This window comes from Paludibaculum fermentans, from assembly GCF_051172195.1.
GTDB classification, from domain to species: Bacteria; Acidobacteriota; Terriglobia; order Bryobacterales; family Bryobacteraceae; genus Paludibaculum; species Paludibaculum fermentans_A.
The window spans coordinates 1,453,873-1,465,890 of the sequence record NZ_JBPJAQ010000001.1 but is presented as its reverse complement, the minus strand read 5'-3'; the positions used below and the strand labels follow the sequence as shown (position 1 = coordinate 1,465,890).

Sequence of the window (12,018 nt, the reverse complement as noted above, 5' to 3'; positions counted from 1 at the left end):
CAGGCGGGCCTCCTAGATTAGTAGAGACAGGGGATTCTCCAGTGTCTCGGCGAGCAAGGACAGGAACCGCGCGCCGGCCACTCCATCGGCCACGCGATGATCGACGGTGAGAACCAGGCGCAGAGTGGGACTAACGGCCAGGGCTCCATCGCGGACGAACGCTCGCGGCGCGATGCGGCCCACGGCCAGAATGGTGCTCTGCGGCGGGTTGATGATGGCCTGGAATTCATCCACTCCGAATGCGCCGAGATTGGACAAAGTGGCGCAGGCACCTTCCATGTCGGAGAGGGTGAGTTTGCCCCCCATCGTCTTGGCGGTCAACCGCGCCCGTTCGACCGCAATGTCGCTGAGCGAGCGTGCGGCGGCGTCCGTCAGCGCGGGGACCAACAGCCGGTTGGGCGCCTGGGCGGCAAACCCGATGGCACAGCCGGGAACGGTCTCGATGCGATCATTCACCCAGCTCTGTTTCATTTCCGGCATGCGCTCCAAGCAACAGGCCAACGCCTTCAGCAGCATGTCCGTGAAGCTCAGCCGGACCTGGACCCGCGCCTCGATGACGGGCACCAGGCGTTCGCGGAGATGCGTCAGTGCGGCCGCATCCACCTCGCGCGCGAGCCAGAACTGCGGGATGGTTGCGACGCTGGTGGTGAGCCTTTCGGCCACGGCTCGACGCGCTGGATCCAGGTCTGGTTTGGGCGGCGGAGGAGTGGCGGGCACAGCCGGTTGTTGCTGGAGAAAGCGCCGCACATCGGCTTCACAGATGCGGCCATGCGCGCCGGTGCCCTGGATGACCGTCAGATCGACCGTATTCTCAGACGCGATACGGCGAGCCCGAGGGCTGACCGCGACTTTCCGGCCGCCCTTCCCCGCGACGGGCGTCTCTTCGGCCACCTTGACCGGTTGCTCGTCCATGCTCTGTCCAATGCGGCCCACCAAGTGCCCCACCGGGAGCGTTGTGCCCTCCGCCGCCGTCACTTCGAGCAGGAAACCGTCCTGGGGTGATTCCAGCTCCATGTCGACTTTGTCGGTCTGAATCTCCAGGACGGGTTCGTTCTTGGCCACCACTTCGCCGACGCGTTTGAGCCACCGGACGACCGTCCCTTCGGTCATGGTCATCCCGAGTTGGGGCATTACCAGATCAAATGTCATGGGATAGGCTTCTCACTGAGCCATGAGCGCGCGGGCGGCGTTCACGATTTTGTCGACGCTGGGCAGCATGGCCGCTTCCAGAACCGGGTTGAAGGGGTGGGGCGTGTGCATGGCGCACAGCCGGCTGACGGGCGCGTCCAGATCGTCGAAAGCGCGCTCGGCCACCAGGGCCGCGGCCTCGGCCGAGAAGCCGCAGAAGCTTTGCGCCTCGTCCACGACGAGCAGGCGCCCCGTCTTGTGAACGGATTCCAGAATCGCCGCCTCGTCCAGGGGCACGATCGTGCGTGGGTCGATCACTTCGACGTCGATGCCCTCACGCTGCAGAATCGCCGCCGCTTCCAGGGCATGCCAGACCATCAGGCTCATGGCCAGGAGTGTCATGCTCTTCCCGGTCCGGCAGACCTTCGCCTGTCCAAAGGGGATGAGATACTCGCTGCCGGGGACGGTGCCTTTCTTGTTGTAGAAGAACTTGTGCTCGATGAAGAGAACCGGCCCGTCATCGCGGATCGCCGTCTTCATGAGCCCTTTGACGTCCTCGGCAGACGCCGGCAGCACGACCTTCAAGCCCGGAATGTGAGCGAACCAGGAGTACATGCAGCGGGAATGGTGCGGACCCGTACTGCGCACCGTGCCCATGGCCGCGCGAATCACCAGCGGCACGCGAATGCGGCCGTTGGAGGTGTAGTGGATGGTGGCCGCCTGCTCCACCACCTGCCCCATGGCCTCCATGATCATGTCCAGAAAGACGAGGTCGACAATCGGGCGGGCGCCCGCCATGGCGGAGCCCACTCCGATACCCACCTGGCCCAGTTCCGAAATGGGTGTATCGCGGACGCGCGTCTCGCCGAATTCTTCCCACAGTCCCTTCGTTTGCTTGTAGTTGCCGCCGCGCGGACCAATGCCTTGTCCGATGTAGAAAATGGCGGGGTCGCGCCGCATCTCTTCGCGTAATGCCTCGACACCGGCTTCTACGTACTGCATATCCCGGGAATCCGTCATCTCTTCCTCTCCTGATTCGCGTTTGGGCTAGGCGTAGACAAACTGAGCGAAAGTCGCCGGGTCCGCTTCGGGGCTGTTTTTGGCGGATTCATAGGCATGCTCTACTTCCAGTTGACATTCGCGCGCGATGGCAACCAGGGTGTCCTCCGCTACGCCGCCGCTGAGCATCCGGGCGTGCAGCAGTTGGATGGGATCCCGGGCCTTCCACTCGGCGATCTCCTCTCGCGTGCGATAACCGATGCCCGGATCCCCCTCAAAATGGCCGACGGGCCGGTAGGTCTTGCACTCCAACAGAGTGGGCCCCTGGCCTGCCCTGGCGTGCGCAACCGCGGCTTCGGCCGCCGCATACACCTCGATGACATCGTTGCCATCCACGGCCACGCCCGGGATGCCATAGGCCGCGCCTCGGCTGGCGACGCTCGTGTTGCGGGTGGCCTTCTCAAACGGCATCTCCGTTGCGTAGAGATTGTTCTCGCAGACGAACACGGCCGGCAGGTTCCACGCCGCAGCCAGATTGATGCCTTCGTGGAATGCCGCATTGTTGACGGCGCCATCGCCGAAAAACGATACCGCCACTTGCGTACCACCCAGAACCTGCACCGCCGTGGCCGCACCGGAAGCGATGGGGATGCCGGCGGCCACGATGCCATTCGTTCCCAGGAATCCACAGGAAGGATCGTAAATGTGCATGCTGCCGCCGCGTCCGCCATTGCTGCCGGCGGGTTTGCCCCAGATCTCGGCGAACACTTCCTCCATGGGCAGGCCCTTCGCGATGGCATGACCATGGCCGCGGTGCGTGCTGGTAACGTAGTCCGTCGCTGCCAGGTGAACGCAAACGCCCGCCGCGACGGCCTCTTCTCCGATATAGAGATGGATGAACCCCGGCATGACACCGGACCGGAAGACCTGCTGGATACGCAATTCGAAGGCCCGCATGCGGTGCATGGAACGGTAAAGAGCGATCAGCGTGGCCGGCGGAAGTGTCGGATTGGTCATGGTCGGAGCTCCAATGTGGTATTACCAATATACCCAAACAAGATATAATGTCAATATTTTCAATGTATGTTGACAATGTGGTTCAGTGGCTAGATAATCAGATCCATTCAGGCAACTATGTCAGAAGAGCTACGTGGGATGATCGCGTTGGTCACCGGATCCGGTCGTGGCATCGGCAAGGTGATCGCGGAGAAATTTCGGGCCGCCGGAGCCAGCGTGATCCGGCACGATCACCCGGATCGCGCCACCACCGGCTCTGGGGATGATCCTGACTTTCCCCTGCTGACGGCCAACCTGGAGCACTATGCCGAGATTGAAGCGCTGTTTCGCACCGTTCGACAGCGCTACGGCAGATTGGACATCCTGGTCAACAATGCAGCCCTCGACTCGACTCGGGCGTTTGACGAGGTGGACGAGTCCTTTTGGGACCAGTTGATGGGCGCCAATTTGAAGGCGTCCTTCTTCTGTGCGCAACAAGCCGTGCGGCTGATGCCACCAGGCGGCGGAGGCCGGTTGATCTTCATCAGTTCCGTGCATGCTCGGGCCAGCATGCCGGGCTACGCCGTGTATGCAGCCAGCAAGGGCGGCATCGAAGCCCTGGTGACCCAGTTGTCCATCGACCTGGCCGGCGCCGGAATCACGGTGAATGCCATCGCGCCGGGGGCGATTGAGGTGGAGAAATTCCGGGAGCACCCGTCCTACGACCGCGAAGCGCTGGCGGCGGAGATCCCGCGCGGCCGCGTGGGCCAGCCTGAGGATGTTGCGGCCATGGCGGAGTTTCTGGCTTCGGCGAAAGCGGAGTGGATCACCGGGCAGACGTTCACGGTCGACGGTGGAACAAGAGCAAGGCTGTACCTATACGCGGGGAGGACTATTCCAAGATGACCGTGCCTTTTGAGCAACCGGGGACGCTTTCCCGTCGCCAGTGGCTGCAGCGCGCCGCCGTAGGCGCCGCCTGTGCCCAGACCGTGCTGTCGGGCGCCCCGGCCATTCCATCGGGTGCCCGGCCCAAGTCGGTGCCCGCCCATCTGCCGGATCGCCTATCCATCTGCTACTACGGGTGGGATTGGATCACGGCGGCCCAGCCCGGCGAAGCATTTGCCGACCTGGAACGCGCGCTTATTGAGACCAAGGAACGCGGCTACAACTGCGTGCGGCCCGAGATGGGGTTGAACTGGATGTTCGATCCCACCGGGAAACGGCGCGGCCCGCTGCAATTCGGCGCCTGGATCCCCGGCTCGAGTTCCAACCTGCATTGCGTGGATGCCAAGGGCGGCGGCGTCCATGACGTGCATGACCGGGTGATGCGTTTGTTCGAACTGGCTGCCAAGCACGATCTCTACATCATCATGACGGAGTGGGAATACCAGGATGCCCTGGCCTTCACCGTCGATACCAAAGTACGCGACGAAATCGTGGGCGTCCCCTACAACGACCGGCTGATGTTGTTGGCCCAGCATTTTCACCGGCTGCTGACTGAACTCAAGAAGCGCGGGCTCCATCGGCGCATCGCCTCGGTGGAGGTGATCAACGAGTTGAATGTGCCGCGCATCATGTGCGCTCCGCCCAACACGCCCAACCAGACCTTCGCCGAGTGGAGTCAGGCCAAGTCGCCCAAGCCGGGCTGCACCACGGACCAGGTGCGTGCGTTCGCGAGCAACGCCGTCGGGTTTCTGCGCGAGCGGCACAGTGATCTGCTGGTCACCATTGATGGGCTGGTGGCCACCGTGGGCTTCGGCACGATCTTCCCGGAGAACGCGCAGATCGCCGATCATCACGCGTACTCCGATGGCGTGATTCAGGCCTTTTGGCAGAAGGCGGGGCTCGGTAGCATCGACGGAGCCAAGCCGAAGGACGAAGCGCAAAATCCGTTCCTGCGGGAAGTGCTGAAGCCGAATCCGACACCTTATGAGGAGATTGCGCGGAAGGCCGGGCACGTTCGCGCCAACTGGGTGCCATTGGCCTGGTTGTACGGCAATCTCGACAACGACAAGTTCGACCGCTGGTGCGTGGAGCACTACCCGCAGCATCGCCAGAAGGCCAAGGAATCGTTGGACAAGCAATTCCAGGCAGCGGCGGCGTTTGCCGCTCCGCGCAATCTGCCTCTGGTTGTCGACGAGGGCTTCATGCTATACCCACCGCTCCAGTGCAAGTACCCGATGACGCCTGAAGGGCGCGAGGGCGAGGAGATGGGTGTGGATGCGGCCATCGCGACGGGGCACTGGGGCATCATGTTGTCCGGCTATTATCGTCCCAACACGCCGCTTTGGAAGAACGACAGCCAGTGCGATTGGGTGCGTGGCGTGAATCGGCGCATTCAACAGACGAAGACATACACGATGGGCGCTTAGGCATGCTCACCGGACTCCTGCTGGTTTGCCTGGCCGGGGCGATGGCGGGCCTGATTCTGGCGCCCGCCAAGCTCATGCGCACCTACCGTTTCGAGAATTACTGGCTGATCTATAGCCTCAGCGGCACGGTGGCGATTCCCTGGCTGTTGGCCGCATGGGCGTTGCCGGACCTCCCAGGATTTCTGGCCGGCCTGAGTGGCGCGGCGATGGTGACACCAGGTTTGTTTGCACTGAGTTGGGGCGTGGCCTCCACTCTGGGCGGATTGGCCGTTGCACGGATTGGACTGTCTCTCGCTTACTCGCTGGTGATCGGCCTGGGCGCGGCGGCCGGCACGCTGGTGCCGCTGGCCTGGTTCTATCCGCAACTGCTAACGGAGAGTTCGGGACAGATCGTCATCGCCGGCATCCTGGTGATGGTGGGCGGTTTGGTGGTGGTGACGAAGGCGGGACAAGCTCGGGAGCGCCAGTCCGGAGCGGCGGCGGGCGGTGACAGTGGAGCGTTCGCCGCGGGCGTTCTGATGGCGGTGCTGGCCGGAGTGCTGGCCGCGGGGTTGAACTTCAGCTTCGCCTTCTCCACCGGGACGGTCCGTGCGGCGGAGCGCGCCGGCGCCAGCGGAACCAGCGCCACCTATCCTGTCTGGGCCCTGGCGATGTTGGGCGGGATGATTCCGAATCTTGGCTTTTCGGTGTGGAAGCTGACAGCCAACCGCACCTGGTCGATCTTCAGGGCTGCTTCCTCCGGAGAGGCTCTGCTGGGTGTCCTGATGGGCATTCTGTTCATCGGTTCCACGGTGGTCTATGGGCTGGGCGCCTCTCGCCTTGGTCCGCTGGGTACATCCATCGGCTGGGGCATCATGCAAACCATGCAAATCGTCGTGGGGAACGCGGCCGGATTCGTCACCGGCGAATGGCGCGGCGTGGCCAGCGGCCCGCTGCGGCTGCTGTTTGCCGGGTTGGCTTTGCTGATTCTCGCGTCTGCCATCATGGCGTTCGGCAACTATGCGAAGGGACTATGACCTCCATTGAGTTGATGGCTCAAACCGGCGATGTGCTGGGCGAATGTCCAGTCGTGCATCGTGCCCAGGGTGGCGTCTTCTGGGTCGACGTGGAGCGCCGCCTGCTGCGCCGCCTGCGTTCTGATGACGGCGCTATCGACGAGTGGACGTTGCCGGAGAAGATCGGATCCTTTGGATTCCGGGGCTCTCAATTGGTCGTCGCACTGGAATCCGGACTCTATGAGTTCAGCCTGAAGGAGCAAGGCCTGCGCGCCGTTGCCACTCCGGAGTCCGGCTCCGGCACGCGGTTCAACGATGGGAAGTGCGATCCGCGAGGCCGCTTCTGGGCCGGGACCATGCACCCTACCGGCGCTGAGCGCATGGGTTCGCTGTACTGCCTGGAATTGGACGGCCAGTGTCGCCACGCTCTATCGGGTTTCGGCATTCCCAACGGCCTGGCCTGGAGCCCCGACGCCCGGACGATGTATATCGCCGACAGTATGGACCGCGCCATCTACGCGTTGGACTATGATCTGGCCACCGGAGCAATTGGCAACCGGAGAGTCTTTGCCGACACATCCGGCCTGCCCGGCGTGCCGGACGGAGCAGCCACGGATGACCAAGGTCATCTATGGAGTGCGCAGTGCGGCGGATGGCTGCTGGTGCGCTATGCGCAGGATGGCACCGTGGATCGGACGGTCGACCTGCCAGTGCAGTACCCCACATCCTGCGCCTTCGATGACGATGGCCTTAGCCTGTACGTTACCACGGCCATCTGGGACATTCCCCCTGAAGAGCGGGCCATGGGGCAACCACTGGCGGGCGGATTGCTGCGAGTGGATGCCAGCTAACGGTCCGTACTTGCCCTCTTTGTGCGAGCGGGGAGGGGATGGTTTCCTGGTCAGCCGTGTCTTTGCTGTTGCTCGAGCTTGTCGGAGTTTTGCTGTCCACTGGACAGTCTGGAGCAATTGGTCGTATCAACTGGCGCCATCAGATAGGTAGGCCCTGCTGACGTACAGCTGAATCCACAACCCGGTAGCCCATGTCCGAGTATCCTTTCAGCCGGCGCTCATACATCCGCGCGAGCATTCGCAGATTCCCGTCGACGTAGTCGTACACTTCAACTACCCGCTTGTTGTCGTGCAATCGGTGAAGCCGCCCCACATACTGCTGGAGAGTACCCTTCCACGAGATCGGCATCGCGAGGAATAGCGTGTCCAAGCGCGAGTCATCGAAGCCTTCCCCGATGTAGCTCCCGGTTGCCAGAATCACCCGGGGCTCAGTTTCCGGCAGGCTGGCCAACTCCTCCATGACCGCCTTACGTTGCTTGCGGCCAAGGCCACCTTTGAGCACGAAGATGTTATTCACATGTCCAGCGAGCCTACTGCGGAATACTTCCAGATGCTACGTTCTGCCGGTCAGCAGAAGGGGAGAGCGTCCTGACTGAACCGCCCGAATGACGTCCACCACAATCGTGTCGTTCCGGGCATCATCACCGACGAGTGCGGCGTACACGTCCTGAATCGTGAACCCGCTTGCCTCATCATTCATTCTGAAGTCAGTTGGGCGCCTCACGACGATGTGATCGAAGGGCGTCGAATCGGTCATCGCCCGGGCCTGCATCCTGAACCGGATTGGGCCGCACTGCATGGAGATGATCGGGTGATGTCCGTCCTTTCGTGTCGGCGTTGCCGTAAGTCCAACGACGTACTTCGCCTTGATCGAACGCATCACTCGCTCGAACGTGACAGCCGACAAATGATGGCACTCGTCGACGATCACGTGGCCGTATTCGGCAACGAAGTCCTTGACCCCTTCTTTCTCGTGCAGGCTCTGAATCACCGCAACGTCGATGCGGCCCGTGCGAGCCGTCTTGCCGCCGCCGATCTGTCCGATCTCATCGACCGGTAGCCCGAGGAACATCGCCAGCCTGGAGCGCCATTGATCCAACAGTTGCTGCCGGTGGACGAGCACTATCGCATTCACTTTCCGGTGCGCGATCAGCCAGGCCGCCACCGCGGTCTTCCCAAATGCTGTCGGTGCGCAGGCGATTCCGTCGTCGTGGGCAATCATCGCCTGGACCGCGGTGGTCTGCGCCTCGCGAAGCGTTCCCTTGAAGTCCACTGCTATCGGCAGCCCTCCAAAGCGCTCATCGCGAATCACCGGTCGAATCCGGTGGGAGTCCAATAAGTCCGTCAGTTCGGTCAGGCACCCACGCGGGAGGGCGAGATACTTCGGTAGATCCTCCCCGCAGGCGATCACCCTAGGCTTGTCGTATACCGGCAGGCGCATCGACTGCGCCTTGTAGAATTCGGGGTTCTGGAATGCCGCGACGCGCAGGAGTCGATTCATCATTGCGGGAGGAAGCCCAGTCTTCTCAATAAAGAGAAGATTTGCCCTCACGATGTTCACAGTCTTGGGCAAAGGGCCGGCAATGACCGGATCCTTTCGCTTGCGGGATGGAGGAAGGGTCCACGGATCGGGCTCCTCATCATCCTCGGTGATACTGATCCTCACACCGACCAGATCGCCTCGACGCTGCGCTTCCTCCACGAGCTTCTCCACAGACGGGGCGCTGATCCGGGAGAGGGAACTCAGGAAGGCCCACTGATCAGCAAAGGGCTCGAAGCGGTCATCGACGAAGGCGCTGTTCCCCAATTGGCGCGGACCCTTTTGCAGCGGCAGCGCGATGAGATTGCCGAACCCTCCCTTCGGCATCGTGTCCTGGTTCGGGAAGAAGCGGTCGTACGAACTGAGTCCGATCTGATGGCGGCGCTCCATCGCGCGGGTCAGCAGCGCGCACCCCAGCTTCCGCGCCAGCATCGCGGAGATCCGTTGTTCGAAGAATATCCAAACATGGCCACCGTTGCCGGACCTGGACCGCTCCAACGCGGCCGGAACAGCCCATTCCCGGCACACTTCAAGGAATGCCGCTGCATCTTCCTGCCACGCTTCCTTGTCGAAGTCCGCCGCCAGAAACCAACATGTGTCGTCTGGAAGCAGAGGATACAGCCCCACGGTAATTCGTCCCTTCAAGTGCTCTTCGACGACAGAATCAGCCAGGGGCAGGTACTTGCGGGTCTCCTTGTCTACCCGTGTGCGATCTTTGGGAGCCGCCGCGTAGTAGGCCTTCCAGTCACGCTCGTAGCGTGGACTGTATCCCTTGCGGCCATCCGGGCTCTCCCAACGGACGGCGTACACGTCGTCTCGCCCTCTGAACAGGCGGCGGAACAACTCGATCTTCTCTTCAGAGCTCAGCGCGTGTGTCTCAGGGGATCCGAAGTGCGGATCGCCGGTGTCCTCTTTCGGAATCTCGATGCCGTGTTTGGCCAGAAGAGCCTTCAGACGCACATTCTCGCGGCGCAGGCGCTCCTGATCGTCAGTCATGACCACCGGCCGGAGTTGCCAGTCGGAGGAAAGAGACCCCGTGTCGCGGCCGCTCTTGGTTGATACCCATTTCACGAGCCACACGCGCCAGCGTCTTCTCCAGGCGTTCGGGCGGCCTTGGACGGGAGTTCATCCGTTCTCTGTCTCCTGCTGCCGATTGTCTCGCAGCGATCTCAGATGTGCTTCCACGTGGCGCCTTAACTGCCGGGACTCGGTGTCCCTAATGCGCCCGTCTCGCCGGGCATCCTTGATTGCCTGCCGGATCAAGTCGATTCTGCCTCCGGATTGCAGCAAGTCCACAACTGTCCTTCCAACCGTTGTTACGGGTAGATCTTCCTCTATGGCAATGTCGCCTGGAACGAGATCTTGACGGTGGATCACCACACCACGCGGAATCTGACGGCGCAGCCTCGCCTGCTTGGGGAAAGTCACATGGATCGAGTCTGGGTTCGCGTCAGAGATCCCGTATAGAGCGAGGGCCGTCAAATGCGAAAAGGCCGCCGCCTCGGGGCCTCGATTCGCCTTGGCCCAAAGTATGACCTCTCGGTACTGTGAGAGGCGATCAGGGGAAAAGTACGGCACCCTGTAGACGCCGCGCGCCACCCTTTCGAGACGGCCCCGTTGTGTGAGCCGGGCAAGTACCGAATCGGTAATTCCGGCGTCCCTCGCCTCTTTCGAGGTCAGCAGCCCGTCATGCTCCTGCGCAATGGCAGTAAGTTCGTCGAAACGAGAGCATGGCATAGCGGCTTGTTCCGGATCGTACTCCTGCCAATATCTTTCCAAAGTGGAACTATTTTGACAAGATCATAGAGCCAAGTTAGGACGGCCGGCGTAGAGTTGGCACCCTCACGCGGATCTCAGGAACAGAGCCAAGTGGCGAGGCCCCACTGTCCGCAGCAACTCTCGGAGCAGCATCCCTCACGTCAGCAGAGCCATCATCAGATCGAGCCATTTCTGTGGGTGCTCCCGAAAGCTCCTCGACATTGCGTGTTCGCAGCCGCCTAACGCCAAGACGAAGCGGTGATCGTCGTCAGGGTAGGCAGGAGTGGCTTGCACTCTGGGCAAGCGATCCGGGATCAGGACCCGGAGGAGACTCTTGGTATTGCCCATCTGGAGTTGGTGAGCCATGAACATTCTGCACGGATGCCAGAACTCAGACGTCCCTCGACGGACGAGCCCACGAAGTCACGAACTCAGGTTTTTGGGAGCCTATACCTACGGCCTCGGGAAGAATATTGGGCAAAGAACGACTGCGCTCATACTCGCACTTATTGGTGATGGGAGATGTTTGTGACGGATTAGACTGACATATCAGTACTGTAAGCTATGGATACAAAGAGGCTTAACAAACGTGGACAAGCAGATCAACTCTGAGTTGCCACAAACACGTCACAAAAGGGGCAAAAAACTAGTGCGGATGCAGTTTGGGCGACCGTAACCTATTGATAACAGGTTCAAACGGTCGCCCAAAAGAACGCGTCGTCGACGCTCGAACTAGTGCGTTACGCCAACTGTCGCTGGCTGTAACTCATTGAAAATGGTGCGGTCGAGAGGACTTGAACCTCCACGAGATTGCTCCCGCTAGCACCTCAAGCTAGTGCGTCTGCCAATTCCGCCACGACCGCATGCTGGGTCTGAAACAGTTTCCAAACCCTCTGGCAAAACTCAATTATACGCCGAACTCCCGCGGGTTGGCGACTACTTCTTAGGCGCCGCCGGAGTCTGCGCGGGAGCGGACTTCGGTGCGTTCGGCAGCGGAATCTCCTGCGTCGACACCGTCTTGCCGTCCTGCGTTTGCAGGTCGACCTTGATCGGGGTCTGCGGAGCCGGAGCTGCCTGCTTGGGTGCCGGGGCCGACTGCGTGATCGGAGCCTTCTCCAGTACTGAACTACCGACTGAGCCGCCGCCGGCTCGTGTATAGAGGACCGACAGCGTCAGGGAGGTGATCATAAACAGGGCCGCCGAGATCGTGGTGGCCTTCGAGAGGACGGTGGCCGCGCCGCGCGGGCCAAATGCCGTCTGCGAGCCCATGCCGCCGAACGCACCGGCCAGATCGGCCGCCTTGCCGCTCTGGAGCAGGACCACAATGACCAGGAACAGACACACGATCACGTGCACGATGGTGAACAGGATAATCATTC

At 61.7% G+C, this 12,018-nt stretch carries 11 protein-coding genes and 1 tRNA gene; 4 read left to right on the top strand and 8 right to left on the bottom strand.

Annotation, left to right across the window (positions count from 1 at the left end; all coding sequences use genetic code 11):
• Positions 1-12: 12 nt before the first annotated feature.
• The 3 genes from ACR9Y2_RS05965 to ACR9Y2_RS05955 are packed head-to-tail and all read right to left on the bottom strand — an operon-like array spanning position 13 to position 3,144.
• Entirely contained in the window at positions 13-1,149 is a 1,137-nt protein-coding gene (locus ACR9Y2_RS05965; protein WP_435040139.1) for a dihydrolipoamide acetyltransferase family protein, read from the bottom strand.
• 12 nt (positions 1,150-1,161) lie between these two features.
• On the bottom strand, positions 1,162-2,148 hold the full coding sequence (locus ACR9Y2_RS05960) for an alpha-ketoacid dehydrogenase subunit beta (protein ID WP_435040138.1): 987 nt from the start codon (positions 2,146-2,148) through the stop codon (positions 1,162-1,164).
• 27 nt (positions 2,149-2,175) lie between these two features.
• Positions 2,176-3,144, bottom strand: coding sequence for a thiamine pyrophosphate-dependent dehydrogenase E1 component subunit alpha (locus ACR9Y2_RS05955; protein WP_435040137.1), 969 nt, complete (start codon positions 3,142-3,144; stop codon positions 2,176-2,178).
• Between the two features lie 138 nt (positions 3,145-3,282).
• Between ACR9Y2_RS05955 and ACR9Y2_RS05950 the strand changes: the two genes are divergently transcribed.
• The 4 genes from ACR9Y2_RS05950 to ACR9Y2_RS05935 are packed head-to-tail and all read left to right on the top strand — an operon-like array spanning position 3,283 to position 7,341.
• Positions 3,283-4,029, top strand: coding sequence for an SDR family NAD(P)-dependent oxidoreductase (locus tag ACR9Y2_RS05950; RefSeq protein ID WP_435040136.1), 747 nt, complete (start codon positions 3,283-3,285; stop codon positions 4,027-4,029).
• The gene (locus ACR9Y2_RS05945) at positions 4,026-5,495 is read left to right on the top strand and encodes a hypothetical protein (RefSeq protein WP_435040135.1); all 1,470 of its coding nucleotides are present in this window, start codon (positions 4,026-4,028) and stop codon (positions 5,493-5,495) included. Before ACR9Y2_RS05950 ends, ACR9Y2_RS05945 begins: the two co-directional genes overlap by 4 nt.
• Positions 5,496-5,497: 2 nt before the next feature.
• The gene (locus tag ACR9Y2_RS05940) at positions 5,498-6,511 is read left to right on the top strand and encodes an L-rhamnose/proton symporter RhaT (protein WP_435040134.1); all 1,014 of its coding nucleotides are present in this window, start codon (positions 5,498-5,500) and stop codon (positions 6,509-6,511) included.
• Complete coding sequence (locus tag ACR9Y2_RS05935) at positions 6,508-7,341, top strand: SMP-30/gluconolactonase/LRE family protein (RefSeq protein ID WP_435040133.1); 834 nt, start codon at positions 6,508-6,510, stop codon at positions 7,339-7,341. Before ACR9Y2_RS05940 ends, ACR9Y2_RS05935 begins: the two co-directional genes overlap by 4 nt.
• Before the next feature lie 139 nt (positions 7,342-7,480).
• Here ACR9Y2_RS05935 and ACR9Y2_RS05930 read toward each other — a convergent pair whose 3' ends face one another.
• From ACR9Y2_RS05930 to secG, 5 genes are all read right to left on the bottom strand, one after another.
• Positions 7,481-7,858 carry a DEAD/DEAH box helicase gene (locus ACR9Y2_RS05930; protein WP_435040132.1) on the bottom strand — a complete coding sequence of 126 codons (378 nt, stop codon included), beginning with the start codon at positions 7,856-7,858 and terminating at the stop codon, positions 7,481-7,483.
• A 36-nt stretch (positions 7,859-7,894) separates the two neighbouring features.
• Positions 7,895-9,961, bottom strand: a complete 2,067-nt coding sequence (locus ACR9Y2_RS05925) for a TOTE conflict system archaeo-eukaryotic primase domain-containing protein (protein ID WP_435040131.1) — start codon at positions 9,959-9,961, stop codon at positions 7,895-7,897.
• A 45-nt stretch (positions 9,962-10,006) separates the two neighbouring features.
• Positions 10,007-10,618 (bottom strand): type IV toxin-antitoxin system AbiEi family antitoxin domain-containing protein, encoded by a 612-nt coding sequence (locus ACR9Y2_RS05920; protein WP_435044822.1) that lies wholly within the window; start codon positions 10,616-10,618, stop codon positions 10,007-10,009.
• Between the two features lie 797 nt (positions 10,619-11,415).
• Positions 11,416-11,502, bottom strand: a tRNA-Leu gene (locus ACR9Y2_RS05915).
• A 73-nt stretch (positions 11,503-11,575) separates the two neighbouring features.
• Positions 11,576-12,016: a preprotein translocase subunit SecG gene (secG, locus tag ACR9Y2_RS05910; RefSeq protein WP_435040130.1), complete on the bottom strand. Its 441-nt coding sequence runs from the start codon at positions 12,014-12,016 to the stop codon at positions 11,576-11,578.
• Between the last annotated feature and the right edge of the window lie 2 nt (positions 12,017-12,018).